Origin of the sequence: Breoghania sp. L-A4 (genome assembly GCF_003432385.1) — a bacterium.
Classification (GTDB): Bacteria; Pseudomonadota; Alphaproteobacteria; order Rhizobiales; family Stappiaceae; genus Breoghania.
The window spans coordinates 1390123-1415259 of the sequence record NZ_CP031841.1 but is presented as its reverse complement, the minus strand read 5'-3'; the positions used below and the strand labels follow the sequence as shown (position 1 = coordinate 1415259).

Here is a 25137-nt window from a genome sequence, read left to right as displayed (position 1 = left end):
TCCGTGCGCCGCGATCAAGACTGCAGCCGTGATCCCGCCCGGATGGGCCGCATAGAGATCGGCAAGCCCCGCCAGGACAGAAGTCGCGTTGCGTTCAAGTGCGCGACGCGGCGCAGTTTTGTCAGAGAGAATGCGGGGCCTCATTCGGACACCCGCTTGCCTTCGTGGCGCGCAACGGCCTTGCGCACGGTTGCACGCCCCGTTTGCCCCGCCGCACCAATGCGGTGCGCGCTGTACCAGCGGGCAATTTGGCCCACCGACCACTGCAGCTCGTGCCGCAGCCCGTGAAACAACGCGTCGCGGGCATCGACGACCATCCGGGTTTTGTCCTGGCCGAAAAGCTCGCTGGTGGAAACGCGGTGCCGGCCCTGGACGCCGGCCATCAATGCCTCGACTGGTGAGCCCGGGTCACAAAAGGCCGGAACATCAACGCCGATCGACATCGTGTCGAGCCAGCGCAGGATCGCCTCGGCCTCCCCATTTGAGGTCACCTCGTGGGCCAGCCTCAAGCGCGCCAGCAAGGCATTGTTGGCAGCCTGCGCCCGCGCCTCCCAGGTGGGATCCACCTGGTCGTCGAGATCCACGTCCTCGCCAGGATCGAGGCCAGCGTCAAGGTAAGGGTCAGCGTCGAGGCCAGGGACAGCGTCGGGCGCCAGTGCCGCTTGCGCAATGCGTGCCAGCGACGCCGCAAACCAGTCGTCGACACGCAGCAAGGCCGCATCCACGTCGAAGGAGACATGCGCCAAAAACTGAACAGCCGTATTCATGCCCCTGCCCTCGCCGGTTTGTCATCGGTCTCTTCAAGATGCTGCAGGTGCATGTCGACGGCGGCCAGCGCCTCGATCGCTTCCTTGACCTCGCGCCTCAGATCCATGTCTCGGGACTCATCGACGGTGATCGTGCCGCCGGTGGACAAGGCCTCGCAAAGCCGCGACACCGCTTGGCCGGCCTCGCGCGCCACATCACCAATCTCACGAGCCCAATCGGAGCCGGCGCCCACCGCCGGCAGCGGCACAAAGACACCACCGGAAAGTCGGCACAGTTCGACCAACGCCACAGGACCGCCGTCGAGCGTCAGGTCAAGCAAGACGTCGACCGGGCACTGAATGTCGCGATAACGATCGTTGGCGGCATTGGCGTAGTCGGACAGCGTCTGCGGCCCGACGCGCGTGATCGATGCGGCGGATTCCTGCCCGGCGCAGGCTTTTATCTGGCGCTTCATCGCCAGCTTGAGCGCGTTGCGCTGATGATCCGTGGAAGCGCGCGCCAGCTTCATGCCGAACCCTCCGCATTTGCGACGGGGTTGCGGGATGACACCTGCGTCAACAGACGCGAATGTAATGGCGAAACTTCTGAGGTCATGCCAACCCCTCCTGAGCAGAAAATTGGGGCTGCGCTTCCACCAGAGGGCGGGAAACTTCCTCGGGCCATTCGGCGCCATCGGGCCAATTGTTCGAGAACCAGGACATGGCTCGCTCATAGCGACCAGTCGAGATATCGGCGCCGTTCGCGATCTGATCGAGCTTGCTACCCTGATCGAGTGACAGCGTGGACACCCGCGAGCGCGACAATCGTCGCGTATCGGCAAAGGCGTCAGCGATATGGAGAAGTTTTGTGCGCAATGTCATCATGCGGCAAAATATGCGGCTTATTAACCGCGTCGTCAAGGCATTTTTACCGCTTACACAAGCCTTATGTTTCGCGGCAGAATGACCGCACCATGAAAACCACGGCGAATCCCGGGCCTGCGGGCCACAAAAACGAACGGCTTATCGCCAAAATTGAGGAGCGATTGCAGACGCTCAACATGTCCCGCGCGCCGCGTCGCTGGAAGTTGGACAAAATCCGGATCTACTCCGCAATATCCTGTCCGGGCGCGCCCAGAACCCGCGCATGGACACACTTCGAAAAATCGCCAAAGCTTTGAAAACAAGCGAAGAGTGGCTTCTCGAGGGGGCGGATGAATCAATGTCATCAGCGCCCGAAGTTGATAGGAGCGCCGCCACTGCGCCAACGCAAACGGACATGATGCGCGATATTCCGGTCATGGGAACGGCGCGAGGCTCGGCTATTCATGAGGATTTCGAGGGTTTCGACATCAATGGCCCGGTCGACTATGTCCATCGCCCACCCGCGCTCGCTGGCGCAAAGGACATATATGCCATCTATGTCGCGGGCGATTCGATGGCGCCGCAGCACTCTGCCGGCGAATTGCGATTTGCCCATCCGCATCGCCCCGTCCAGCCTGGGTGCACGATAATCATCCAGACCCGGAAAGAGAACGGCGATCCCGGGCAGGCCTATATCAAGAACCTTGTGCGGCGCAGTGCCGGAAAGGTCACCGTTGAACAAATCAATCCGCCAGCGACCATTGATATTCCAACCGAGAGCATCGTCAAGATGCACCGCGTGTTGACGCTCAACGAGCTGTTCGGCATATGATCGCCAATAAGGCGGCCCTGGCTTCAGACTGCTTAACTCACCGCCGCAACTGGCGCACACCGCCAAGTTGGCCACGGGGCTTCAATTGCCTTTGCAGCGCAAAGATGCCGTCATAGGCGCCCTCCCCAACTGGCATCGCGGCATTCTCGTATAATTCCAAAACACTTTAGCGCATCAGGATAAGACGTTGAGGCCACCGCTCAAAACTTGAACTTGTGCGGTGCATTGCCAAGGCCCTTGCGGATCTCCTCCTTCAAGCAAACGTCGAGCAGAAGTAAGAGTCTCCGGAACAACTAGCCACATCATCGCGATGACGGCCGTCGCTGACGGAATGCTGTCCCAGCCCAGCTTTAACTGGTCATAGGCCGGCTGCTCCTGATCAAAGCATGCGCCAATTGTCACCTCCGATGAGGCCCCCGAAAATCGGCAACTTCCGGCGATACTTCTGAGAATCGTAGTGCGGCAGATCCTGCGCAAAAGCACCGCCACTCCACGCCACTGACAACGCCACGAATGGTCAACGGCCACACATTTCATACGCGATAACAAGCTGCCTTCGGCCATTTGCGAGCCCAAACACCAGCGCACTCAGGAGAGCGAGCCGGGCTCTATGTTTGGCGACCATTTAACATAGCTGCAATTCGACTGCATGAATTACGGACTAGAGGTATATTTACCTCAGACTATTGACGCGGTAAATTAGCCGCATTATCGTCTCCCCCGAAATACGACAAACGGTCAGGGAGAGCAGTATGCCGGACACTTCTTATCGCACCCTTGTCGCCTGCCAGGCTGAGGCTACGGCAACAAAAGCCGCAGCCTGTCATATCGCTTCAGAAATCGAGCGGCTGACGGCCACAGCGAACGGCGCTCCCCTGCAAGCCGCATCCCACCCGTCGCGGCAGAGGACACTTTCATGAACGCGCTACGCGATGCGGCAGCCCTGTGCGCCCTCCTTTCCCTTCTCCTCAGCGCCGGTTTATGGCTCGACGCGATCGCTAAAGGGTTTTGACGATGGATTCCAATTCAGGCGGTCAGGCAGCCGAACTGCTGCGCTCCTTCCGCGACCGTATCGTGCGGCTTGAGGAAGAAAAAAAGGCGATCTCCGACGACATCAAGGAGGTCTACAAAGAGGCTGCAGGCACCGGCTTCGACCGCAAGGCGCTGCGTGCCATCGTCAAGGAATCCATGGAGAGCGACGCCGATCGCGAAGCGCGCCTTGAAGTTGAAGCCGTCACAGACCTTTACCTCGCCGCCCTCGGCATGCTCGGTGGCACACCGCTTGGCGCCGCCGCGCGCAAACGGATGTCCGGCGGCGAGCCGGAAGCCACACACGATCGCCCGGACAACATGGCACCGGACATCGATGAAGATGGCGCCATGTCGCCCGATGCTGTCGAGGACGCCCGCGAGCGCGGCCGCCAGGGCGCGCGCGACCGGCGAAAAATCACCGACAATCCTTACACGGCCGATGACCCGCGCCGGGCAGCATGGGACGAAGGCTGGTGCCAGGAATCCGGATCTGACGGCATGGACATTCCCGATGCGTGGAAACGCCGTAAACCGAAGAAAAGAAGACCGTTTGGCGACAACGGTGAGGCCCCCGAATGAGCGCCGCCACGCGCCGGCAGTCGGGTCTGGCCGACATGGAAAAGCTGCGCGCGGCATTGCGCGGAAAGGCCGAGGTGCTGGCCCCCGGTGATGCCGAAGAGCCCATCCTGCACCCGGCCGTGCGCGCCGCAATCTATGAGTGGCTGACGGAAATCAACGCCGCTGGCGAACTCTCTGCCGTTGGCGTGAAGCCGCGCACCACGGCGCTGCTGTCCGGCCCGCCTGGCTGCGGAAAGACAACCCTCGCCCACCACCTGTCCGCCCGGCTTGGCGTGCCAATGGTCAACGTCGGGCCAGAAACGCTTTACGACGCGCACCTGGGCGCCAGCGAGCGAAACATGGCCGACCTCTTCGACGTCCTCGCGACGACGAAAGGCCGCTGCATTGTCTTTCTCGATGAGATCGATGCGGTCGGCACCAAACGCGCGGCGGATTCCGGCGGCGGCGCACAGAACGCCCGCAATTCGATGCTGACTGTGTTGCTGCGCCGAATTGAATCCTTCGCAGGCATTCTGATCGCCGCCACGAACCGACCAGATACGCTCGACCCCGCGCTTTGGCGCAGGTTCGGCATGCAGATTGATGTGGCGTTGCCGGACGAGGACGCCCGCTACGCCATTCTCAAGCGCTACGGCATGCCATTCCTGTTCGACGAGGCAGCGCTCGACTTGCTCGCCGCAGTGTCCGAAGGCGCAGCGCCGTCGCTGCTGCGCCAGCTGATGGAGGGTGCCAAGCGCCAGATCGTGATCGGCGGGAGGATGCGCCGCATGCCCGCAACGGCGGCGGAAGCTTTCCGCCTGGTCGTGGCGCAGACGCGGCCCCACCCCGACTATGAGCCGCCGCCACTCTGGCGCGACACAGATGTGCTCGCCGCGCTTCAACCAACCCCTTGGCCGCCGGAAGTCGCCAACAAAGCGGAAGATTGATCCCATGACGAATTCCGTGACGTCGGCGGGCGATCCACGCCCCGGCAGCATCAAGCTTCCATTGCGGCTTTGCGACGAGAGCATGGGCGTCATCCTCGGTGCCGACGGCTCTGACTTCCTGACGGTCGACATCGATCGCGCCAGGGATGACGTAGCAGCCGCCGAAATCGCGCGGTGGGACGTGACCCACCATAAACCCCATTACAGCGCCCAGGCGGCGGCTGCAGACCACGGGAATGCGAATTGATGGGCAGCAACACCAACATGGAGGGGGCAGAATTATCATGACCACCCAGCCCGCGCCGTCATGGGATGACGACACGCCCATCACGCTTGATGAAGCTTGCGAGGTGCTGTTCCGCGGCGCCATCAAGTCGGCGACCTTGATGGCCGAAGCCGAGCGCGGAAATTTGCAACTTGAGAAAATCGGGCGGCGGTTTTTCACGACGCCAGAGGCAATCCGGGAGATGAGAACACGATGCCGCGTCCAAGAAAAGAAGCAAGGCTCCGACTCAGGAAAGACGGCGACCGAAAAATCTGGGTCATCAAAGACGGATCGAGATACGTCCGCACAGGCTGCTTTGAAGAAGATGTTAGCGGGGCTGAAGAGCGGTTCGCCGAATACCTCGCCGACAAATATGAGCCGCCCGTCAGCCGAAGTGGTGCCGATATCACAGGGGCGGACGTGATGCTGTTCTACGCCAAGGAGCGGGTTCCGAAATTGGCCAATCCCAGCATGGAGGCCGACTTCATGACGCGATTGCAGCTGTTCTGGGGGGCCAAGGCGCTATCCGAGGTCAAGGGCTCGACGTGCCGGGCTTATGCGGCTCTGAGGATCGCCCAAGGGGTCAAGAGCGCCACTGCGCGCCGGGAACTGGAGACCTTTCGCGCGGCCATCAATTTCTACGTGAAGGAATTCACGTTGCCATTCCGGCCGACCGTCGAGTTGCCGGCAAAATCGCCGCCGCGCGAACGATGGCTGACCAGGAGCGAGGCCGCGCGGTTCATCGCTGCGGCGCGCGCGCGCGGCAATCATCATGTCGCAAGGTTTATCCTGATTGGCCTTTACACCGGCACCAGATCGAATGCGATCAAGACACTGCAATGGACGGCGAACACGGAAGGCGGATGGATAGACCTGGAGCACGGCGTCTTCTATCGGCGCGGTCTGGAAGCGATCGAAACGAACAAACGCCGGCCGCCCGTGCGCATTCCTGAACGCCTGCTGCCGCACCTCAGGCGCTGGAAAAGGCTCGATGGAATCGGGAAATACGTCATCCACCGGGATGGCAAGCCGATGGCCTCGCTGCGCAAGGCCTGGGCGAACAGCCGGAAGGACGCAGGGCTTGGGATCGAAGTGATCCCTCACACGCTGCGGCACACCTGCGCGACGTGGGGAATGCAGAACGGATCGGAGGTGTGGGAATTGGCCGGATACCTCGGCATGTCACCGAAAATGCTGTCCGACACCTATGGTCACCACCATTCCGATCACCAATCGGGCGCTACGCGGGCGATCTCAATGCGGCCGGGCGGGCGCTAGAAACAGGGTTTCCGGGCGGTTTCTGGGCGGACACAAAGACAGGGAATCGGGATTCACATGCTAAGTGATTGGAAAGAATGGTCGGAGTGGCAAGATTCGAACTTGCGACCCCCTCGTCCCGAACGAGGTGCGCTACCAGGCTGCGCTACACTCCGACTGCCTTGGTGGCGGACTTATAGCGTTGACGGCTGACGCCCGCAAGCGCGATTTGCGCGTCTTTTCAGACGAATGCCCGTGCTTGTGGATGACGTGCCAACGCGCGGCCGCCGCGCGCGGCCGGGCAACCGGTCACCACCGCCGTCCGCGGCGCGAAGCCGGCCTCTTTCCTCGAGACATCCTCCCCGGGACATCGCCAACCGCGCGGCATCGCCCGCGCCTGGCGGCGTGCGGCAGGGGATCGGCGCCAAGCTGTTGATGGTCGTGCGCCGCCTCCCCGATCCGGCCTTATCCGTCTTGCGGGCCACGTTTGCAGCCGCTATACGGTGGGCGCTGCAAGCGTGGCTTGGCACAGACGGGTCACACATGCACGCGATGGGGCGTGGCCAAGTGGTAAGGCAGCGGCTTTTGGTGCCGCCATTCGCAGGTTCGAATCCTGCCGCCCCAGCCAACCTTTTGCCAAAGCCTTTTATGACTTAACGATTTCGTCCGGCCTCGAGTCGTGACCATGCGCATCATGCTTTCAGGTCACATAACGATAGCAATTGCACGACAGCCAAGGCCCTCCCCGGCAAATTGAAATAGGCAATGTTTACGGCTTGGCCACAAGGCATCGATTCCACTCTGCCGCACGGTCAAGTTCGCCAGATTGTCCATAACACCAACCGATGCCCTTGAGGCTCTCGCCAATCTCCTCACGCCGCTCGCAAGCGTCGAGTGTCGTGACCTCGTCGCCTGGACCACCGCGACATAGATCGTTTTCCTTGTGCCACAAGCCGACGATCCGAACAGGCCCAGTCGGCTTGGCATCACGTTGGCGCACTTTGCTGGATTCAGAGAGAATAAGCTGACGGTCGATGTCAATCGTTAAGACTAAATCCGCAGCACCTGAAGATGTTGCCTGGCGCAGATCGCTATGCGCATACCAATTCACCTCCGCACTGACCGTGCATGCCCCATGACACCGCACAGTTGCTGAACCGGGTGAGAGGGCGTAGATCCGCGTCGGCCATCGCTTTGCAAACGCATTCTTCTCCTTGAGAATTTCGCTCCGCGATGTCGGCTTGCCGTAGAAGGAAACCGTTTCAGCATAAGCGCCCGACAGGACCTGCAACGCCACTTCGTTTGGCAGCGACCAAGCGGCATGCACCCGTTTGATGAAATCAAGCGCCATGTCTTCTTTTCGCAAAACCGCTGGTCGAGAAGGTGGCAAGGGTACGCCCGACGGCATCGTTGTCGGTGAAGACTCCGGAGGCGCATGACTGGTCACGGCGTACTGCTGCATCTCTGCAGCCGTCAGATAGCGAATATCACGGCTATCGATCGAGAGGCTCAGCCGAAGCAGCCCAGGATCCACCCCCAACTCTATTAAATAGGCGATTACCTCAGCGGTTAGCGCCTGTATCGCACTCACCGCTGTCTCTGCGTCGATGCGCGCGTTCGGTGCAAAAGAGGCACGATGAACTCCGATAGATCCGGCTTCCGCAATACGCGTGACACCACCCAGAAATGCCAATGCGCAGGCTGATGCACACTCTGCAGCACGAAGCTGAAATGTTCCGAGACCAAGACTGCGGATCGTTCGTCCAAACCTCATCGCGGCATCAACATTTCCGCCTGCGGAGTCAAACGTAACAAACAGTGGGCGATACCGCGCCGCAGCCACGATCAAAGAATTAACGTCGTCGTCCAGGGCGAATTCGCCGCGCACGATAAGTGCGCGAACGTCGCCATTGATTGGCTCAACAGTCACCGCTGAAGCGAAGGACATACCGGCCAAAACAAAACCAAAAAGCGCAATTATCAACCGCATCTGCTGTTTACCCCTGTGCCATAGAGACTAGGACAGAAGATATGGTGCAATCCAGCGCCGGCTTTCCCAATAGACACAGGCCCCACTGGCGCTCTCGGATTCCGGCAAGCCCAACTTCAATTGCGGCGAACTAACCACTTCCGCGACATTTGCTAAATCAAACAATTCACCCTATAGAACCCCGGCGTTGCTGATCGGCGGCGTGGCTTTTTCAGTGAAAGAGAATTTTGGGGACCGGGGCCTCTCGTTGACGTCGTGAGGCCGCCGCTGGGGGATTGTTTTATGCGAAATATCCATGTGCTGGTGGCGCTCGGCCTGGCTGTGTCCGGCTGTGCGACGGTGACGCGCGGCACGACCGAGGAGGTCCGCGTCGTGGTGGATCCGGCCGACGCCAAGGTCGAGACGACGATCGGCCTGTCGTGCACGGGAATGCCGTGCAATCTGCAGGCGAAGCGCAAGGCCGAGTTCACGGTCACCGCCTCCAAGCCTGGCTACAAGCCCGAAAGCGTCTTTGTCTCCACCGGCATGTCGGCGGGCGGGGCGGCCGGCGTTGCGGGCAACATCCTAATCGGCGGCGTGATCGGCGTCGGCGTGGATGCGATTTCCGGCGCCACGCTCAGCCACGCGCCCAATCCGGTGCTGATCGCGCTCGAGCCGCTCGATCCGGCAAACAGCGCGACGCCGCCGGGCGACGTCAAGAAGCTCGAGGAACAGGAGTGGGACCGCAAGAACAAGCCCCAGGGCCCGCCGATGTCCTGACCGGGATGATCTGAATCCGACGCCCCCTGGTGTCCCGGCCGGGACACCAGGGGGCTGGCGCGCGGCCAAATCGTCAGCGGCGGCGGCATATGCTATAGGGGCGGGATACGCCCGACAGCCGCGAGCCTCTCCATGTCCGACAATGACGACACCCCCAATTCTTCGCCTCGCCGCCCTGCTTCATGCATGAACTGGAGCCGGAGTACGCGGCGGCGGGCGGCGACGCGGATCTCAAGCGCTGGCGCAAGGCGGAACGCGCACGACAGATCGCGGCCCGGCTGGCCATCCCGGCGGACGAGCGGCGCGGCCATTCCGAGCGCATTGGTGAAGCGCTCGACCACCTCCTCGGCACCCCCGACGGTCTGACGGTCAGCCTCTACTGGCCGTTTCGCGGCGAGCCGGACCTGCGCGACTGGGCCGCCGGGATTGCCGCGCGCGGCGGGCGCTGCGCCCTGCCGGTGGTCATCGAGCCGGCGGCACCGCTGATCTTCAGGCGCTGGACCCCCGGAGATCCGCTCGACCGGGGCGTGTGGAACATTCCCATCCCCACAGCAGACGCCGAGCAGGTGATGCCGGACGTCGTCATCGCGCCGCTGGTCGGTTTTGATCCGCGCGGCTTTCGGCTGGGATACGGCGGCGGGTTCTTCGACCGCACCCTGGCGGCGATGCCGCGCAAGCCGCGCGTCATCGGCGTCGGCTACACGGCCCAGCGCATCCCGACCATCTATCCGCAGCCCTATGACATAGCGATGGACGTGATCCTTACCGAGGACGGTGTTTTCGGCGCCTGAACCGGGCGCGCGTGGTCAGTCGCAGCGCGCGGTCATGCCGCCGTCGACGACGATCTCGGTGCCGGTGATGAAGCGCGCCTCGTCAGACGCCAAAAACAGCGCCGCGTTGGCGGTGTCGCGCCCGTCGCCCATGAAGCCGAGCGGAATGCGCGCGACGCGGGTCTTCAGCAGCGCCTCGACGTCGCCACCGGCGCGCTGGCCCGCAAGCCGCGCCTCCACCATCGGCGTGTGCAGCTGCCCCGGCACCACGGTGTTCACGCGGATGCCGCGCGCGGCGTATTCCACCGCCACCACCTTGGAGAACTGGATCACCGCCGCCTTGGTCGCCGCGTAAGCCGTCTGGGCCGCCCCCGTCCAGCGCATGCCGGAGGTCGAGGACGTGTTGACGATGGCGCCGGAACCCTGGCGCTCCATCACCGGCAGAACCGCCTTGCAGGTGAGATAGATGCTCTTGAGGTTGAAATCGATCTGCCTGTCCCAGACCTCCTCGGACATCTCCACCGGCCCGCCCTTGGCCGAGCCGCCCACATTGTTGACCAGCACGTCGATACGTCCGAACCGGGCCACACAGGCCTCGGCCATGGCGGCGACAGCGGCAGAATCGGTGATGTCGCAGATGTGCCCGACGATCTCACCGCCCGCGGCTTGCGTGCGCTCAAGGGTCTCCTTGAGCGCCTCGGGATTGAGATCGACGGCAAAGATCTTCGCGCCTTCTTGCGCGAAGCGCACGCAGGCGGCGCGACCGTTGCCCCACCCGGGACCGACGCAGCCGGCACCCGTGACAATCGCGATCTTGCCTTCAAGCCGTCCGGCCATGATCAGCTCCTCACTTCTCGAAGCGATACAAACGCATCGGATTGTCGACCAGCAGCTTGCGCTGCAGCTCAGCCGTCTGCGCCATCTGCGGGATCAGGTCGACGAGCACGCCGTCGTCCGGCGGGTCGGCCCGGAAATTCGGGTGCGGCCAGTCGGTGCCCCACAGCACCCGGTCGGGAAATTTTTCAACCAGCGTGCGGGCGAAGGGCACCGCGTCGGCATAAGGCGCATCCTGCCTTGAGGCGCGCTCGCAGCCCGAGACCTTGACCCACATGTGTTCGTTCTCCATCAGCCGCTGCAGCGCGCCAAACGGCGCCTGATCGAGCCCCTGGCTGGCGTCGATGCGGCCCATGTGATCAATGATCACCGGCGTCGACGCCTTCGCCAGCCCCGGCGCCATGCTCTCGATCAGCGCATTGTCCATGTGGATCGCCAGATGCCAGTCGAAGCGCGCCAGCCGCTCGGACAGTCGCAACAGCTGCTCCATCGTCGCCCCGGGCGTCAGGTGCGCCATGTAATTGAAGCGGATGCCGCGAAAGCCCATGTCGTGATGCCGCGCGATGTCGTCGTCCGACACGTCATGCGGCATCAGGGCGACGCCGAGGTACGTGCCCTGCCTTGCGGCCAGCGCGTCGGCGGTGGCGCGGGTGTCGAACCCGTGCACGCCGGAATGCACGATCACGCAGCGCTCGATGCCAAGCGAGTCGTGCAGCGCGAAGAGCTTGTCCTTCGGCGCGTCGCCCGGATGCAGCTTGCTGGCCGGATCATAGGGAAACACGGCGGCCGGCCCGAAGACGTGGCAATGGGTGTCGCACGCCCCCTTGGGCATGGTGAAGGCGGGCGCGGACGGCGCGGGATGATAGGTGATCGGGGCGGTGGTCATGGCAGGGCTCATCAGGTTGAACGGGGTCTCCGCCCGCACGAACGGGCGTGCGGGCCGGCGGGGAGGACGCCGGCCCGGAGACATCGCGGACTACGCGAGTTCGGGCACATGGCCTTCGGGCGGCGGCACCTCGAAGACGTTAATGGTCATGGAAATCAGCGTGTAGTAGCCAAGGATCCCGGTCAGATCGACAACCGCCTCCTGTCCCAGAACCTTGACGGCGCGGGCATAGAGATCGTCGCCAACCCTCCGCTCCACGTGCAGGGTCTTGGCGAACTCGTAGACCACGGCCTGATCCTCGGCCTCGAAGATCGGCTCGCCGCCGGTGCGGATCGCCTCGACGGCCGCCTCCGGCACGCCGGCCTTCAGCGCGATCGCCTTGTGCGCCGCCCATTCGAACTCCGATGCCCAGACGCGCGCGGTTGCCAGGATCGCCAGTTCCGACAGCCGCGGCTCCAGCAGGCTGTCATAGCGGCAGTAGCGGCCCAGCGCCTGCGCCGCATCGGCCAGATCGGGACGGTTCAGCCACACGGCAAGCGGGCCGCGAACGCCTCCGCGCGGACCGGAGGCGATGGCGTCGTAGACTTGCTTCTGGCGCTCCGACAGGGCATCGGGGTCAAGCGGCGGAATGCGGCTCATGCGGTCACCTCTTGTGGCATGCGGGTGGCGTTGAAGGCGGGCTCGTGGGCGGCGAAGGCCTCCAGCCAGCCGGTCAGAGCGGGATAGCGGCCGCGCCACTCCACCGGCTTGCGCCAGTCGAGATAGCCCAGCGCGCAGGCCAGCGAGATCGACACGATGTCGGTGACGTTCGCATCGGGCAGGTTTGCGGACATCTCCGCGAGCCCGCGCTCCACCTTGCCGCGCTGATGCGCCAGCCACACCTGGGAGATCTGCGCGGGCTCGCGAAACCGCCCCTCGTAGACCATCAGCAACGCGGCATCCGCGATGCCGTCGGCGAGTGCGGCGCGGGTCTGCGCGACGGCGCGGGTCAGGGCCGGCGCCGGCAGCAGGGCGTCGCGGCCCGACCAGCGGTCGAGATACTCGATGATGACGCGGCTGTCATACAGCGCCGTGCCATCGTCGAGCAGCAGGCAGGGCATCTTGCCCAGCGGGTTCTGCGCGCGCAGGCTGTCGCCCTCGTCCCGCGTGTCGGCCGGCACCACCTCGATCCGCCCGGCCAGATCCAGCACCTCGATGGCGATACGGACCTTGCGCCCGAAGGGAGACGTCAGGGTCGAGCGGAGGGTCCGCGGCGCCGGCTTGGCCGGCCGCGGCTGTGTCGCACGTGCGGTCATGCTCGTGTCCTCACTTCATCGTCTGCGGCAGGAACAGCGCGATCTGCGGGAACAGGCACAGCAGCAGCAGCATGACGAAGCCCGCGAGCACATAAGGCACCAGCCCGCGGAAGACGTCCTCGAGCTTCACGCGCCCTTCCGAGGAGGCCTGCACCACGAAGCAGTTGATGCCCACGGGCGGCGTCACCGCTCCGATCTCCACCAGCAGCACCACGAAGACGCCGAACCAGATCGGATCGAAGCCGAGCTTCATCATCACCGGATGGGTGATCGGCAGCGTGATGGCCAGCAGCGCCGGCGCGTCCATCATCATGCCGAGCAGCAGATAGATCACCACGATGATGCCCACCACCACCCAGCGGTTGACGTCGAGATCCGTGAGAAAACCGCCCAGCGCATTGGCGACGCCGCTGAGCGCGAGGAACTTGGAAAACACCAGCGCGCAGATGATGATGGCGAAGATCATCGCCGAGGTGCGAATGGTGTCGAGCAGCGTCTCGTTGAGCTTGACGCCCTTCAGCCCGCGCTGGCGGATGACGGCGAGCGAAAGCGTCAGCGCCGCGCCGATGCCGCCGGCTTCCGTCGGCGTGAAGATGCCCAGGTACAGGCCGGAGATGATGCACACGATCACCAGCAGCAGCGGTCCGGCGAGACGCAGCGAATAGACCTTCTCGCGCAGGCTGTAGTTCGCCTTGACGACCGGCGCCAGCGCGGGATTGCGCAACACCGTGAGATAGGTGGCGAGGCACAGGATGGTCGCGAACATCACGCCGGGAATGACGCCGGCGATCAGCAGCCCGCCGATGCTGGAGTCGGTGAGGATGCCGTAGACCACCACCAGCGCGCTGGGCGGGATCATCACCGCCAGGGTGCCGGCGATGGCGATCGACGCCGAGGCGAGCCGCTTGTCGTAGCCGCGATCCAGCATCTGCGGCAACGCCAGCTTGGTGAACACCGTGGCGGTGCCCACCGAGGAGCCCGAGGCCGCGCCGAAGGCGGCCGCGCCAATCGTGGTGGAGATCGCCAGACCGCCCTTGAGGTTGCCCAGCCACTTGCTGGTCGCCTCGAACATGTCCTCGCCGAGCCCGGCGCGCATGGCGAAGAAACCCATCAGCAGGAACAGCGGGATGACGCTGAAGTGGAAGGAATGGGTGGTGTCGAAGAACACCGTCGACAACATCGCTGTGGCGCCGTGCACGCCGACGATGGAGGCCAGGCCCAGCGCGCCGACGGCGCCGAGCGCCACCATCACGTTGACGCCGAGCAGGATGGCGGTGAACAGCGCGGCAACGCCGATCATTCCGATTTCAAGACCGGCCATTATTCGGTGACCTCTTCATCGCCCGCGCGCCCGAGCGCCTCGCGGACGGCACCAAGCGCGAACTGGACGGCAAGCAGACCCAGCCCGGCGAACACGACGAATTTCACGGGATAGAGCGGGTAGCGCACCGCGCCCCACTGCTGCTCGTTGATGGCCAGGGACTGCATGGCGTACCCCCAGGCGGCAACCGCGCACCAGCCGAAGAACAGGGCGCCCGCGATGAGGGCGAACAGACGCGCTGCGCGGCGCAGCGGCGGCGCCAGCCGCTGGGTGATCAGCACGACGCGGATGTGCCCGCCTTCGTATTGCGTCAGCGCCAGCGACAGGAAGATCAGCACCGTCAGCATGGACTCGGTGATCTCGAAGGCCCCCGATACCGGCGCGTTGAACAGAAAGCGCGACACCGCGTTGGCGACCACCAGCACCATCATGGCGAAGGTGATGTAACCGGCGGCAAGCCCGCATATGCGCAGCACGGTGCCGTAGCCGCGCCAGAGCTGGTCGAATGACGACATGGAAACCTTCCCCATTGGAGCCGGGCCGCCTCCGCACGAAACGTGAAGCGGCGCGGCGGCGATCACCCAAATTCAAACGCTCGCAGCATCGCGCGGCCGCGTGACCGCCGGCAAGATGCGCGGCATGTTTCGCCCGATTGTCAGCACGCCGGACCACGGACCGGGCGGCGTGGTGAAGAGATCCGGGAGAGGCTTTGCCGCCCCCGGATCGGTCCGGTTCGCCGTCAGGCCGTTGCCTGAACGCGCAATCGCGACGATCAGAACTTCAGTTCGGAGATGATCTCGTCCGAGGGGACGCCGAGCGCGTCGGCCCGCGAGATCCATTCCTTGCGCACGTTCTGGATGCGCTCGTCGTCGATGACCGCGATCAGCTCCTCGCGCGGGAAGGCGATGACCTCGACGCCCTTCTCCGGCCAGCCGGCGCGCACCTTGGCGTCGTCGGAATCCAGCTCATCGGCGTATTCCCTGGCATAGTCGTGACCGAGCTGGTCGACGACGGCCTTGGTCTCCGCGTCCATCGCCTTGTAGCTGTCGAGGTTCATGGCGATCAGGTGGCCGAAGGACGCGCCAAGCGGGATCTCGATGTAGTATTTCGCCACTTCATCGTACTTCCAGCCGTGCGCCAGCGCCGGGCCGATCGGCGTGCAGTCGAGGATGTTGCGCTCCAGCGCCTCATAGGCCTCCGAGGTGGCGACGGAGACCGGCGTGGCGCCGAGTGCTTCCACCAGGGCGGGATAGGCGAAGCCGTAGGTGCGGATGCGCTTGCCCTTCAGATCGGCGGCCGAGCGCACCGGCGAGGTGCACAGCATGCCGTAGCTTTCCAGCGGGCGGAAACCGATGGCCTTCAGGTTCTGGCTTTCCAGCTCCTGGGAGAACTGCGGATACTTGGCGTGCCACTTCTCCATCAGCTCGGCGATCTCGATCGTCGACTTGGGCTGCGGAATGAAGAAGCCGACCGCGTTGTTGAGCGGGAACTTGTCCGGGAAGTACGGCGTGATGATATCGCCGAAATCGCCGACGCCGGCCGCAAGCGAGTCCGGAATCTCCCGGGTCTTGGCGACGGAACCGCCCCAGAACACTTCGATCTCGTGCTTGCCGCCCGTGCGTTCCTTGAACTGGTCGACGAACCACTGGGTCGAGATCGCCTGCGCGTCTCCCGCGCCCTGCGGCTTGAATGTGATCCACTTGTAGGTCGTGGCCTGCGCCTCGAACGAGAAAGTCGAGGCGGCAAGGCCCAACGCAAGCGCGGCGCTTGCCGCGAAACCGCGGCGGCGTAGTGCAGTCATGTTTTCCTCCCAGGCGCTTTTTCGTAACGCCGATTCAGCCCATCAGAGTCATCGGCCGGATGCGTGCCGGCGATGTTGGGGATTAGACGGGTCGGGCAGCTATAATTCAAATACTATAGTTTTATGCATGCCATGCCTTTTGGGCATGGATGTGCATTCCCGGCGAAGCGCCCGCCGCCCCTGCCCCATCATTTCCAAGTTCCGTCGCGCAGCAGTTCCTGGACAATCTCACGGATCAGATCCTCGATGACCACCAGCGTCTGTTTGCGGCTCTGGTCCTTGCGCATCGCCACGCACAGGGTCCAGGTGATCTCGGGCTCGTGGATGGGCACCGCCTCGAGCTGGCCCTGCTGCACCTCGGAAATCACCGCGCCGTAGGTGAGGATGGTGAAGCCGTTTCCGTGCCGCACCAGCGACTTGGTGTGCCACAGGCCGTCCGATCGCGTCACCACGTTGAGGGTCAGGGCGAGACGCTCGGAACTGTCGTCGAGCAGAATGCGCAGGAAATTCGGCCGGCTCGGCAGGATCAGCGGAAACTCCGCCGCCTCGGTCAACGTGTACAACGGCTTGTCGAGACTGCCGGGCGGGCCGACCAGGCACAGCCGCTCCACCAGCAGCTCCGAGATCTTGATTTCCGGACGCGAGGCCGGATCGTGCATCACCGCGACGCCGATCTCGTTGTTGGCCAGCTTCTTTTCCAGCTCGCCGGAAAATCCCTCGACGAAGCGCAGCTCGATTTCCGGGTAGAGCTCCCGGGTCCGGCGCAAAAGCGGCGGCGCGATGAACTCCCCCGGCGTCGGCGGTATGCCGACGGTCACCACACCGGCCGGCGTCGCGGAATGACTCGTGACATCGTGATGGGTCTGTTGCAGCTGGTTGAAGATCACATAGGCGCGGCTGAGCAGGATCTCGCCGGCCTCCGTCAGCTCCACACCGCGCACGTGGCGGATGAACAGCTCGACTTGGAGATCCTCCTCCAGCTTGCGGATCTGCCGGCTGAGCGCCGGCTGCGCCACCCGCAGCCGGCTGGCGGCGCGGGTAAAACTCTTCTCCTCCGCGATGCAGACGAAATAGCGCAGCGCGCGGAGTTCGATTTGCCAGTCGGCGTTCATGGTGTCCGCGATTCCGTTGACAGTGTCGGCTTACGGGACGCCGAGGCGCTCCCATGGTTCAGGACCGCAGATCAATACACGAAGATCGCGCCGCCGCCGCAATGGTTTTGCGGGGCCGTTTCCCCAAGGGCGCGCCGGCACGACTTTCGTCTAAGCCGGCTTGCGAGCCGCGCCGCGCCGCGGATCGGGAATCCCTGACTCCATCGGGACTTCGTGCGATCCGCCCCCGCGCCGGTCCCGCCCGGCCGCAGCCGGGTGTGGACAGGGCGGTTGATCGCGCGTTCCAAACCATGCACAAATTCGGATCACCCCGCCGGAAAAGATAGCTCCCATTGCATCGCCCGCGCGGGTCCGCTAGAAAAACTAAATCGATTTAAAAAAAGCACACCAGGGAGAGAAATGCACATGTTCAAGACCATTTTGGGCGCCGCCGCCATCGCCGTGTCGGCCCTTGCCTTGTCCGGTCCCGCCGTGGCCGCGGACTACAACTGGACGTTCCAGACGTCCGAGACCGCCGGTGAGCCGGGCTTTATCAACAAGCAGAAGTGGGCCGATAGCGTCAAGGCGCTGTCCGGCGGCCGCATCGAAATCGAGATCCTACCGATCGGCGCGGTCGTGCCGCACACCGACACGCTGGAAGCGGTCGGCGCCGGCATTCTTCAGGGCCACCTGACCGATCCGAGCTATTTCGCCGGCCGCGACCCGGCGTTTGCCATGATGGGCAACCTCGTTGGCGCCTGGTCGGACCCGTTCGAGCTTCTCGGCTTCATGCAGTCGGGCGGCGGGCATGAGCTCTACGCGGAGCTGGTCGAACCCTACGGCGTTCACTTCATCGGCGCCGCCGCGACCGAGCCGGAAGCCTTCGTCTCCAAGGTACCGATCCGCACTGTCGAGGACCTCAAGGGCGTCAAACTGCGCGCGCCGGAAGGCATGGTCTACGAGATCTTCTCCAAGGCCGGCGCATCCCCGGTGGCCCTGCCGGGATCGGAAGTCTTCACCGCGCTCGACAAGGGCGTGATCGACGCGGCCGACTACACCGTCTTTGCCGCCAATCAGGGCCAGGGTATGAACGACATCGCCCACTACCCGCTGTACCCCGGCTTCCATTCGCTGCCGCTGATCGACATCTCCATGACCAAGTCGATCTGGGACGACCTCCCCGACGACCTGAAGGCGGTCCTCAACGCGTCGGTGGACACCTTCATCTTCAACCACGTCTATTCGGTGCGCAAACTCGATGCGGAAGCCGTCGCCAAGGCGAAGGCCAACCCGGAGATCGAGATCATCAACTGGTCGGGTGACGAGCGCGCCAAATTCCGCCGCATCGCGCAGCAGGAGTGGCAGAACTGGGCCGGCAAGACCGAGATGACCCAGCGCTACTACGACGCCGTCATCAAGTATCTCGAGGGCCGCAACCTGCTGTAGCATCAGCGGGTCTGTTCTCAATCTTATCTGCGCCCGGAGGATCCTTCCGCCGGGCGCAGTCTTGCGGCCGGAGAGACAATCAATGTTGGACGATTTGGATGTGGACGCCCACCGCGACGGCGGCGATCCAGAGGTGCGCACGAAGCTGGACCGCGTGGTGGCCAATGCCGCCAAGCCACTGTCCTGGGCGATCTTCATCGCCTTCGGCGTCAGCGTGTTCGAGGTCATCTCGCGCTACGTCTTCGACAGCCCGACCTTCTGGGCGCATGAGACCACGACCTTCCTGATCGCCGCGATCTTCCTCATCGGCGGTCCGATCGCGCTGGCGCGCAACAAGCACATCCGCGTGCGCATGATCTACGACAGCGTCTCGCCGCGCGGCCGCCGCTGGCTCGACATCCTCAACTCGATCATCGCCATGGTCTTCTTCGCCGGCCTCGGCTACGCCGGCGCCACCATGTCGTGGAAGGCCACGCACACGCCCACCGGCGATTTCCACTTCGAGGGCACCGGCACCGCCTGGAACCCGCCCACGCCGGCGCTGTTGAAGATCACCATCTTCCTTTGCGTGTGTCTGATGTTCATCCAGACCCTGCTGCATCTGATCAAGGCCATCCGCCGCGACGTCTCCGCCACCGCGGGCAACGACGCGACGGGGGAGAAGTAGCATGGGCCTGAGCAGCATCGGCATCGAGCTGGGCACCTATCTTCTGGTCGCCAGCATCTTCATTCTTCTAATCACCGGACAGCCGCTCGCCTGGGTCACGGGCCTTGTAGCGCTGGTCTTCACCTTCGGCTGGTTCGGCGGTAACGCGCTGCCGCTGGTGACTTCGCGCATCTTCGGCTTCATCACCGAATATTCGCTCGTCGCCATCCCCATGTTCATCCTCATGGCCGCGCTTCTGGACAGATCGGGCATCGCCAAGGACCTGTTCAACGGCATGCGCGTGCTGGCCGGGCGCCTGCCCGGCGGCGTCGCCGTGCAGACGCTGATCGTCGCCATCCTGATGGCCGCCATGTCCGGCGTCATCGGCGGCGAGATCGTGCTGCTCGGCATCCTGGCGCTGCCGCAGATGCTGCGGCTTGGCTATGACCGAAGCCTGTCCATCGGCGTGGTCTGCGCGGGCGGCTCGCTCGGCACCATGATGCCGCCTTCCATCGTGCTGATCATCTACGGGCTGGTCGCCGGCGTCTCGATCGCCGATCTGTTCGTCGCCGCCATCACCCCCGCGCTGCTGCTGCTGACCTGTTACGTGGCCTACGTGCTGGTGCTGTGCCTGCGCGATCCCCGGCTTGGGCCGCCCATGTCGGCGGAGGAACACGCCGAGGAATCGGTGTCCAGCGCGCTCAAGTCGCTGGTCGCTCCGCTGTTCATCGTGTTTGTGGTGCTGGGATCGATCTACGGCGGCGTCGCCTCGATCACCGAAGCCGCGGCGCTGGGCGTTTCCTCGGTGCTGATCGTGTCGGGGCTGCGGCGCGAGCTCAACGGCAAGATGATGCAGGACAGCCTGGTGCACACGCTGGAAACCTGCGGCATGATCATCTGGATCGGCATCGCCGCGGCCGTGCTCGTCGGCGTCTACAACCTGATGGGCGGCAACCGCTTCGTCTCCGCCGCGATCCTGGGACTGGACGCCTCGCCCGTGGTCATCATCATGGTGATGATGCTGATCCTGCTGGTGCTGGGCATGTTCCTGGACTGGATCGGCATCGCGCTGCTGACCCTGCCGATCTTCGTGCCGATCGTCATCAAGCTCGGCTACGATCCGATCTGGTTCGGCATCCTGTTCGCGGTCAACATGCAGGTGAGCTACCTGACCCCGCCCTTCGGCCCCGCCGCCTTCTACCTCAAGAGCGTGGCGCCCAAGGACATCACCCTTCAGCACATCTACACGGCGCTGCTGCCGTTCATCGTGCTGCAGCTTCTGGTGCTCGCCCTGCTGCTGTTCGTCCCCGGCATCGCGACCTGGATGATCTAGAAGAGAGGCCCGTTCGGAAGCGCGAAAGCGCCCCGCCTACAGGCGCCATCACCCGGCGATGTGGCCGACATCTCCAGCGATGGCATCGGCACGCTGACCAACACGATCGTCTGATGTCTCAGGCGGCCACGCAAAGCGCCGCCCCGGATCCGATCCGGGGCGGCGTTTTCAATGGATCACGCACATCCCCGCACATGGTCCCGCCTCCACTGGCCGGCGGAATGCAGGCGCGCGAAGGACCCCGCATTCCCGCGCCCGGGACGCGCGCTTGTCGCGGCCGGGCGCGCCCGCAACAACCAAAAGCCTTTCCCGGCCTTCCGGAATGCGTTCGAAAAACCTAGACGAAGGTCTTAAACACGGGCCTGTTCGCTGCAATGCAACATTTGCGTAAACACAAGATTTCGCACACTGAATTTACTCGTCAGTAGAATTTAGTACTATGGTGCTATCGACAACCAGAGACCATTTCCGGAGAGTCATCGATGCTAGTTTGCGCTTCACCGCGAGCGGTCGTCGTACGCGAGTGCAGGACAACAACAAGCGTAGGGGATGGAAATGCAAAGGTTAAAGCTACTGGCAGCCATATCGGTGGCTGCGATGACGGCGTCATCAGCGGCGATCGCGAACGATGGCTTGCTGGAGATGCAGAAAAACGCCAGCGACTGGGTCATGCCGCTGGGCAATTATTCCAGCACGCGGTACTCCGAACTGGACCAGATCAACAAGGACAATGTCGGCGACCTGCAGGTGGCCTGGACATTTTCCACGGGCGTCCTGCGCGGCCATGAGGGTGGCCCGCTGGTGATTGGCGACGTGATGTATGTGCACGCGCCGTTCCCCAACACGGTGTTCGCGCTGGATCTCAACGACAACGGCCGGATCATCTGGAAATACGAGCCCAAGCAGGATCCGAATGTCATCCCGGTGATGTGCTGCGACACAGTCAACCGCGGCGTGGCCTACGGCAACGACACCATCTTCCTGCATCAGGCGGACACCACGCTCGTGGCGCTCGACGCAGCCACCGGCGCGGTCAAGTGGTCGGTGAAGAACGGTGACGCTGGCAAGGGCGAGACCGGCACCTCGGCACCGCTGGTCGCCGGCGACAAGGTGCTGATCGGCATCTCCGGTGGCGAGTTCGGCATCCAGGGCCACATCACCGCCTACAACATCTCTGACGGCGCCATGGCCTGGCGCGGTTACTCCGTCGGCCCGGACGAGAACATTCTCGTCGATCCGCAAAACACCACGCATCTCGGCAAGCCGGTCGGCGAAAACTCCGGCACCAACACCTGGGAAGGCGATCAGTGGAAGATCGGTGGCGGCGCCACATGGGGCTGGATGTCCTACGATCCGGAGCTGAATCTGGTCTACTACGGCTCGGGCAACCCCGGCACGTGGAACCCGGTGCAGCGCCCCGGCGACAACCGCTGGTCGATGACCATCTTCGCCCGCGATCTCAACACGGGCATGGCCAAGTGGGTCTATCAGATGACCCCGCATGACGAGTGGGATTACGACGGCGTCAACGAGATGATCCTTGCCGATCTGGAAATCGGCGGCGAGACCCGCAAGTCCCTGGTCCACTTCGACCGCAACGGCTTCGGCTACACGCTTGATCGTGTGACCGGCGAGCTGCTCGTGGCCGAGAAATACGATCCGGCCGTCAACTGGGCGACCGAAGTCGTGATGGACCCCAACTCCGATCAGTACGGCCGCCCGCAGGTGGTTGCCGAATACTCGACCGGCCAGAACGGCGAGGACGTCAACTCCGAGGGCATCTGCCCGGCGGCGCTTGGCTCCAAGGATCAGCAGCCGGCCGCCTATTCGCCGAAGACCGGCCTGTTCTACGTGCCGACCAACCACGTCTGCATGGACTACGAGCCGTTCCAGGTGTCCTACACGGCCGGTCAGCCGTACGTGGGCGCGACGCTCTCCATGTATCCGGCACCCGACAGCCATGGCGGTCTGGGCAACTTCATCGCCTGGGACGCCGCCAAGGGTGAGATCAAGTGGTCGCTCCCCGAGCCGTTCTCCGTGTGGTCCGGCGCGCTAGCAACCAACGGCGATGTCGTCTTCTACGGCACGCTGGAAGGTTACCTGAAGGCCGTCGACGCCTCGTCTGGTGACGAACTGTTCCGGTTCAAGACCCCGTCCGGCATCATCGGCAACGTCAACACCTACGAGCACGGTGGCAAGCAGTATGTAGCCGTACTGTCGGGCATCGGCGGCTGGGCAGGCATCGGTCTTGCGGCCGGCCTGACCGAAGACACAGCCGGTCTGGGTGCGGTTGGCGCCTATAAGGCACTGTCGAGCTACACCAACCTCGGCGGTCAACTGACGGTGTTCGCCCTCCCGGACTAAGGTCGCCAGACCTGAGCCAAACGAACGCCAGCGGGGCCGGTCCTTTGAACCGGCCCCGCCTTTTCTGAAGATCCGGGATTCACGACACGAATATTCGGCAAGGCCCGGGCGCAAGCCGGGCCGCGATGAGCCGGCAGACCGGCCGGAACGAAACCACCAAGACACAACAAGACACGGCGACGGGAGAGAATTTGATGCGTTCAGGGTTGAGAGTGCTGTCCATCGCGGCAGGCGCCATGCTGGCCATGGCCTTTGCGGGGCACACGGCCTTTGCCGATGACGGTGAGGAGGTCGACTGGGAGAAGCGCCCCTATATCGTCCGCGACGGCAAGGTCGACTACGGCACCTACAACGGATTCCGGCGCTACCACTCCGCCTGCCACGTCTGCCACGGTCCCGACGGGCTGGGTTCCAGCTACGCGCCGGCGCTCAGGGATTCGCTGAAGACCATGAGCTACAGCGAGTTCCTCGATGTGGTCGTCAACGGCCGCCAGGTGGTCAACACGGCGCAGGATTCCGTGATGCCCGCTTTCGCCGAATCCGCAGACGTTATGGAATACATCGATCACATCTACGCCTATCTGAAGGCCCGCGCGGACGGCGTCATCGGCCGAAACCGGCCGCCCCGCATCCCCGCCGACGAGGACCCTGTGTTCAAGGAATGGAAGGCCAGCCGCTGATGCAGGCGCTATTCGCACGGCGCGGCGTCGCTGCCGCGAACCTCTCTGCCATGCGAAGACCTCTGGCCGCCGCCCTCGCGGCGGCGGCCATGGCCTCATTGGCGCTCGCGCCGTCCGCGCGCGCCGCCACAGGAGAAGTCGTCGACCGCAGCACGCTGAAGGTCTGCGCCGACCCGGGCAACCTGCCCTACTCCAATGACAAGGGCGAGGGCTTCGAGAACAAGATCGCCGAGCTGATCGCCAGCGACCTCGGCGTGCCCATCGAGTACACCTGGTTTCCGCAGACCGTCGGCTTCGTGCGCATGACGCTCGCCGCCAAGCGCTGCGACCTGATCATCGGCGTGGCCACCACCAACGAGCTGATGCAGAACTCCAACCCGTACTATCACTCCACCTATGTGATGGTGCGCCGGGCCGATACCGAGGTCTCTGGCCTCGACGATCCCATCCTCAAGACCATGACCATCGGCGTTCAGCCGCGCACGCCCGTCGCCAGCCTGCTGGCCCGGCGCGGATTGCTGACGCGGCTCAAGAGCTATCGTCTGGTGGTCGACACGCGGCTCGAGAAGCCGATCAAGGCAATGGTCGAGGATGTGGCGGCCGGAGAGATCGACGTGGCGCTCGCCTGGGGTCCGCTCGCGGGATATTGGGCGCGGGAAACCGACCCCACGCTGGTGGTGACGCCGGTCGCCGCCGACCCTTCCGGGCCGCGCCTGAGCTACCGCATCTCCATGGGGCTGCGCTACAATGAACCCGAATGGAAGCACACGCTCAACGAGATCCTCAAGCAGCGCCAGGACGACATCAACGCCATTCTCGCCAGCTACGGCGTGCCGCTGCTCGACACGCTGGGCAGGCCGATCGTCATCAAGGCGGAGGCCACGGACGACGATGCGCCCTTCGAGGTCACGGTCGAGGAACCGGACGACTACCGCGTTACCGATTACCGCGCGCCGGTGCCCGCGGGGCTCAAGGGCGCGACCACCGTCAACGCCGCCGGGCTGAAGGATCTGCTGGCGGGCGGCGGCGGCGTCCTGATCGACGTCTACCCCGCCGCGCGCAAACCCGAGAAGCTGTCGCCGACCGCCATCTGGAACGAACCCAAGCGCGACACGGTGCAGGGCGCGCACTGGCTGGCCAACATGGGCCTGGGCCGCCTGCATGAAAGCGAGGCCGAGGCCTTCCGCGGCGAATTGGCCGCGCTGTCGGACAACGGCGCGAAACCTCTGGTGTTCTTCTGCGAGCCGGAGTGCTGGATGTCGTGGAACGCCGCCAAGCGGGCGCTGGAGTTCGGCTTCAAGAATGTCGTGTGGTTTCCCGGCGGCGTCACCCGCTGGCAGGAGGCCGGCGGCGCGCTCGAAACCGTCCGCCCCTGGCGCCCGGACATCGCGCACTGACGGGCACGCCATGAGAGCGCAAG

26 protein-coding genes and 2 tRNA genes are annotated in these 25137 nt (G+C 64.0%); 15 read left to right on the top strand and 13 right to left on the bottom strand.

Annotated elements, in window-relative coordinates:
- Nucleotides 1–140: 140 nt before the first annotated feature.
- The 3 genes from D1F64_RS06610 to D1F64_RS06600 all read right to left on the bottom strand — a co-directional run bounded on the left by D1F64_RS06610 (nt 141) and on the right by D1F64_RS06600 (nt 1631).
- Nucleotides 141–767 (bottom strand): hypothetical protein, encoded by a 627-nt coding sequence (locus D1F64_RS06610; protein ID WP_117411780.1) that lies wholly within the window; start codon nt 765–767, stop codon nt 141–143.
- Nucleotides 764–1276, bottom strand: a complete 513-nt coding sequence (locus D1F64_RS06605; protein WP_117411779.1) for a hypothetical protein — start codon at nt 1274–1276, stop codon at nt 764–766. The genes D1F64_RS06610 and D1F64_RS06605 overlap by 4 nt, the downstream gene beginning before the upstream one ends.
- An 82-nt stretch (nt 1277–1358) precedes the next feature.
- Entirely contained in the window at nt 1359–1631 is a 273-nt protein-coding gene (locus tag D1F64_RS06600; protein ID WP_248304644.1) for a hypothetical protein, read from the bottom strand.
- A gap of 262 nt (nt 1632–1893) precedes the next feature.
- On the opposite strand from D1F64_RS06600, the gene D1F64_RS06595 reads away from it, so the two are divergent.
- From D1F64_RS06595 to D1F64_RS06575, 6 genes are all read left to right on the top strand, one after another.
- The gene (locus D1F64_RS06595; protein ID WP_117411778.1) at nt 1894–2442 is read left to right on the top strand and encodes a S24 family peptidase; all 549 of its coding nucleotides are present in this window, start codon (nt 1894–1896) and stop codon (nt 2440–2442) included.
- A 1014-nt stretch (nt 2443–3456) separates the two neighbouring features.
- Complete coding sequence (locus D1F64_RS25340; RefSeq protein ID WP_117411777.1) at nt 3457–4053, top strand: DUF2312 domain-containing protein; 597 nt, start codon at nt 3457–3459, stop codon at nt 4051–4053.
- A complete protein-coding gene (locus D1F64_RS06585; protein ID WP_117411776.1) occupies nt 4050–4979 on the top strand; it encodes an ATP-binding protein in 930 nt (309 codons plus the stop codon). Before D1F64_RS25340 ends, D1F64_RS06585 begins: the two co-directional genes overlap by 4 nt.
- A 4-nt stretch (nt 4980–4983) precedes the next feature.
- Nucleotides 4984–5226 carry a hypothetical protein gene (locus D1F64_RS06580; RefSeq protein ID WP_117411775.1) on the top strand — a complete coding sequence of 81 codons (243 nt, stop codon included), beginning with the start codon at nt 4984–4986 and terminating at the stop codon, nt 5224–5226.
- Between the two features lie 37 nt (nt 5227–5263).
- Complete coding sequence (locus D1F64_RS23165) at nt 5264–5668, top strand: hypothetical protein (protein WP_162901355.1); 405 nt, start codon at nt 5264–5266, stop codon at nt 5666–5668.
- A complete protein-coding gene (locus tag D1F64_RS06575) occupies nt 5668–6522 on the top strand; it encodes a site-specific integrase (RefSeq protein ID WP_162901354.1) in 855 nt (284 codons plus the stop codon). The genes D1F64_RS23165 and D1F64_RS06575 overlap by 1 nt, the downstream gene beginning before the upstream one ends.
- 78 nt (nt 6523–6600) lie before the next feature.
- On the opposite strand, the gene D1F64_RS06570 is transcribed toward D1F64_RS06575, so the two are convergent.
- Nucleotides 6601–6677, bottom strand: a tRNA-Pro gene (locus D1F64_RS06570).
- A gap of 377 nt (nt 6678–7054) precedes the next feature.
- Here D1F64_RS06570 and D1F64_RS06565 point away from each other — a divergent pair.
- Nucleotides 7055–7129 (top strand) — tRNA-Gln (locus D1F64_RS06565).
- 141 nt (nt 7130–7270) lie between these two features.
- Here the strand turns inward: D1F64_RS06565 and D1F64_RS23160 are convergent.
- The gene (locus D1F64_RS23160; protein ID WP_162901353.1) at nt 7271–8491 is read right to left on the bottom strand and encodes a hypothetical protein; all 1221 of its coding nucleotides are present in this window, start codon (nt 8489–8491) and stop codon (nt 7271–7273) included.
- Nucleotides 8492–8773: 282 nt separating this feature from the next.
- Here D1F64_RS23160 and D1F64_RS06560 point away from each other — a divergent pair, with 282 nt between their 5' ends.
- Entirely contained in the window at nt 8774–9250 is a 477-nt protein-coding gene (locus D1F64_RS06560) for a translation initiation factor 2 (RefSeq protein ID WP_117411773.1), read from the top strand.
- A gap of 182 nt (nt 9251–9432) precedes the next feature.
- Entirely contained in the window at nt 9433–10041 is a 609-nt protein-coding gene (locus D1F64_RS06555; protein WP_117411772.1) for a 5-formyltetrahydrofolate cyclo-ligase, read from the top strand.
- Between the two features lie 15 nt (nt 10042–10056).
- Here D1F64_RS06555 and D1F64_RS06550 read toward each other — a convergent pair whose 3' ends face one another.
- The 8 genes from D1F64_RS06550 to D1F64_RS06515 all read right to left on the bottom strand — a co-directional run bounded on the left by D1F64_RS06550 (nt 10057) and on the right by D1F64_RS06515 (nt 17269).
- On the bottom strand, nt 10057–10857 hold the full coding sequence (locus D1F64_RS06550) for an SDR family NAD(P)-dependent oxidoreductase (protein ID WP_117411771.1): 801 nt from the start codon (nt 10855–10857) through the stop codon (nt 10057–10059).
- A 10-nt stretch (nt 10858–10867) separates the two neighbouring features.
- On the bottom strand, nt 10868–11740 hold the full coding sequence (locus D1F64_RS06545; protein WP_117411770.1) for an amidohydrolase family protein: 873 nt from the start codon (nt 11738–11740) through the stop codon (nt 10868–10870).
- 90 nt (nt 11741–11830) lie between these two features.
- Entirely contained in the window at nt 11831–12379 is a 549-nt protein-coding gene (locus D1F64_RS06540) for a carboxymuconolactone decarboxylase family protein (RefSeq protein WP_117411769.1), read from the bottom strand.
- The gene (locus D1F64_RS06535) at nt 12376–13035 is read right to left on the bottom strand and encodes a glutathione S-transferase family protein (RefSeq protein ID WP_117411768.1); all 660 of its coding nucleotides are present in this window, start codon (nt 13033–13035) and stop codon (nt 12376–12378) included. Before D1F64_RS06535 ends, D1F64_RS06540 begins: the two co-directional genes overlap by 4 nt.
- 10 nt (nt 13036–13045) lie before the next feature.
- On the bottom strand, nt 13046–14356 hold the full coding sequence (locus D1F64_RS06530) for a TRAP transporter large permease (RefSeq protein WP_117411767.1): 1311 nt from the start codon (nt 14354–14356) through the stop codon (nt 13046–13048).
- Nucleotides 14356–14871 (bottom strand): TRAP transporter small permease, encoded by a 516-nt coding sequence (locus D1F64_RS06525; RefSeq protein WP_162901352.1) that lies wholly within the window; start codon nt 14869–14871, stop codon nt 14356–14358. Before D1F64_RS06525 ends, D1F64_RS06530 begins: the two co-directional genes overlap by 1 nt.
- A 257-nt stretch (nt 14872–15128) precedes the next feature.
- On the bottom strand, nt 15129–16157 hold the full coding sequence (locus D1F64_RS06520) for a C4-dicarboxylate TRAP transporter substrate-binding protein (RefSeq protein ID WP_117411765.1): 1029 nt from the start codon (nt 16155–16157) through the stop codon (nt 15129–15131).
- A 188-nt stretch (nt 16158–16345) separates the two neighbouring features.
- Nucleotides 16346–17269: a LysR family transcriptional regulator gene (locus D1F64_RS06515; protein ID WP_117411764.1), complete on the bottom strand. Its 924-nt coding sequence runs from the start codon at nt 17267–17269 to the stop codon at nt 16346–16348.
- 405 nt (nt 17270–17674) lie between these two features.
- Here D1F64_RS06515 and D1F64_RS06510 point away from each other — a divergent pair, with 405 nt between their 5' ends.
- The 6 genes from D1F64_RS06510 to D1F64_RS06485 all read left to right on the top strand — a co-directional run bounded on the left by D1F64_RS06510 (nt 17675) and on the right by D1F64_RS06485 (nt 25114).
- Nucleotides 17675–18694 carry a TRAP transporter substrate-binding protein gene (locus tag D1F64_RS06510; protein WP_117414472.1) on the top strand — a complete coding sequence of 340 codons (1020 nt, stop codon included), beginning with the start codon at nt 17675–17677 and terminating at the stop codon, nt 18692–18694.
- 82 nt (nt 18695–18776) lie between these two features.
- On the top strand, nt 18777–19361 hold the full coding sequence (locus D1F64_RS06505; protein WP_117411763.1) for a TRAP transporter small permease: 585 nt from the start codon (nt 18777–18779) through the stop codon (nt 19359–19361).
- A gap of 1 nt (nt 19362) precedes the next feature.
- Entirely contained in the window at nt 19363–20673 is a 1311-nt protein-coding gene (locus D1F64_RS06500) for a TRAP transporter large permease subunit (RefSeq protein ID WP_117411762.1), read from the top strand.
- A 555-nt stretch (nt 20674–21228) separates the two neighbouring features.
- Nucleotides 21229–23037, top strand: a complete 1809-nt coding sequence (locus D1F64_RS06495) for a methanol/ethanol family PQQ-dependent dehydrogenase (protein ID WP_117414471.1) — start codon at nt 21229–21231, stop codon at nt 23035–23037.
- Nucleotides 23038–23231: 194 nt separating this feature from the next.
- Nucleotides 23232–23717 carry a c-type cytochrome, methanol metabolism-related gene (locus D1F64_RS06490; RefSeq protein ID WP_117414470.1) on the top strand — a complete coding sequence of 162 codons (486 nt, stop codon included), beginning with the start codon at nt 23232–23234 and terminating at the stop codon, nt 23715–23717.
- The gene (locus tag D1F64_RS06485) at nt 23717–25114 is read left to right on the top strand and encodes a quinoprotein dehydrogenase-associated putative ABC transporter substrate-binding protein (protein ID WP_162901351.1); all 1398 of its coding nucleotides are present in this window, start codon (nt 23717–23719) and stop codon (nt 25112–25114) included. The genes D1F64_RS06490 and D1F64_RS06485 overlap by 1 nt, the downstream gene beginning before the upstream one ends.
- The last annotated feature ends 23 nt before the right edge of the window (nt 25115–25137 follow it).

Coding starts and splice junctions, on each gene's coding strand:
- D1F64_RS06610 (WP_117411780.1), bottom strand. CDS start 767: ATGAATACGGCTGTTCAGTTTTTGGCGCATGTCTCCTTCGACGTGGAT.
- D1F64_RS06605 (WP_117411779.1), bottom strand. CDS start 1,276: ATGAAGCTGGCGCGCGCTTCCACGGATCATCAGCGCAACGCGCTCAAG.
- D1F64_RS06600 (WP_248304644.1), bottom strand. CDS start 1,631: ATGATGACATTGCGCACAAAACTTCTCCATATCGCTGACGCCTTTGCC.
- D1F64_RS06595 (WP_117411778.1), top strand. CDS start 1,894: ATGGACACACTTCGAAAAATCGCCAAAGCTTTGAAAACAAGCGAAGAG.
- D1F64_RS25340 (WP_117411777.1), top strand. CDS start 3,457: ATGGATTCCAATTCAGGCGGTCAGGCAGCCGAACTGCTGCGCTCCTTC.
- D1F64_RS06585 (WP_117411776.1), top strand. CDS start 4,050: ATGAGCGCCGCCACGCGCCGGCAGTCGGGTCTGGCCGACATGGAAAAG.
- D1F64_RS06580 (WP_117411775.1), top strand. CDS start 4,984: ATGACGAATTCCGTGACGTCGGCGGGCGATCCACGCCCCGGCAGCATC.
- D1F64_RS23165 (WP_162901355.1), top strand. CDS start 5,264: ATGACCACCCAGCCCGCGCCGTCATGGGATGACGACACGCCCATCACG.
- D1F64_RS06575 (WP_162901354.1), top strand. CDS start 5,668: ATGCTGTTCTACGCCAAGGAGCGGGTTCCGAAATTGGCCAATCCCAGC.
- D1F64_RS23160 (WP_162901353.1), bottom strand. CDS start 8,491: ATGCGGTTGATAATTGCGCTTTTTGGTTTTGTTTTGGCCGGTATGTCC.
- D1F64_RS06560 (WP_117411773.1), top strand. CDS start 8,774: ATGCGAAATATCCATGTGCTGGTGGCGCTCGGCCTGGCTGTGTCCGGC.
- D1F64_RS06555 (WP_117411772.1), top strand. CDS start 9,433: ATGCATGAACTGGAGCCGGAGTACGCGGCGGCGGGCGGCGACGCGGAT.
- D1F64_RS06550 (WP_117411771.1), bottom strand. CDS start 10,857: ATGGCCGGACGGCTTGAAGGCAAGATCGCGATTGTCACGGGTGCCGGC.
- D1F64_RS06545 (WP_117411770.1), bottom strand. CDS start 11,740: ATGACCACCGCCCCGATCACCTATCATCCCGCGCCGTCCGCGCCCGCC.
- D1F64_RS06540 (WP_117411769.1), bottom strand. CDS start 12,379: ATGAGCCGCATTCCGCCGCTTGACCCCGATGCCCTGTCGGAGCGCCAG.
- D1F64_RS06535 (WP_117411768.1), bottom strand. CDS start 13,035: ATGACCGCACGTGCGACACAGCCGCGGCCGGCCAAGCCGGCGCCGCGG.
- D1F64_RS06530 (WP_117411767.1), bottom strand. CDS start 14,356: ATGGCCGGTCTTGAAATCGGAATGATCGGCGTTGCCGCGCTGTTCACC.
- D1F64_RS06525 (WP_162901352.1), bottom strand. CDS start 14,871: ATGTCGTCATTCGACCAGCTCTGGCGCGGCTACGGCACCGTGCTGCGC.
- D1F64_RS06520 (WP_117411765.1), bottom strand. CDS start 16,157: ATGACTGCACTACGCCGCCGCGGTTTCGCGGCAAGCGCCGCGCTTGCG.
- D1F64_RS06515 (WP_117411764.1), bottom strand. CDS start 17,269: ATGAACGCCGACTGGCAAATCGAACTCCGCGCGCTGCGCTATTTCGTC.
- D1F64_RS06510 (WP_117414472.1), top strand. CDS start 17,675: ATGTTCAAGACCATTTTGGGCGCCGCCGCCATCGCCGTGTCGGCCCTT.
- D1F64_RS06505 (WP_117411763.1), top strand. CDS start 18,777: ATGTTGGACGATTTGGATGTGGACGCCCACCGCGACGGCGGCGATCCA.
- D1F64_RS06500 (WP_117411762.1), top strand. CDS start 19,363: ATGGGCCTGAGCAGCATCGGCATCGAGCTGGGCACCTATCTTCTGGTC.
- D1F64_RS06495 (WP_117414471.1), top strand. CDS start 21,229: ATGCAAAGGTTAAAGCTACTGGCAGCCATATCGGTGGCTGCGATGACG.
- D1F64_RS06490 (WP_117414470.1), top strand. CDS start 23,232: ATGCGTTCAGGGTTGAGAGTGCTGTCCATCGCGGCAGGCGCCATGCTG.
- D1F64_RS06485 (WP_162901351.1), top strand. CDS start 23,717: ATGCAGGCGCTATTCGCACGGCGCGGCGTCGCTGCCGCGAACCTCTCT.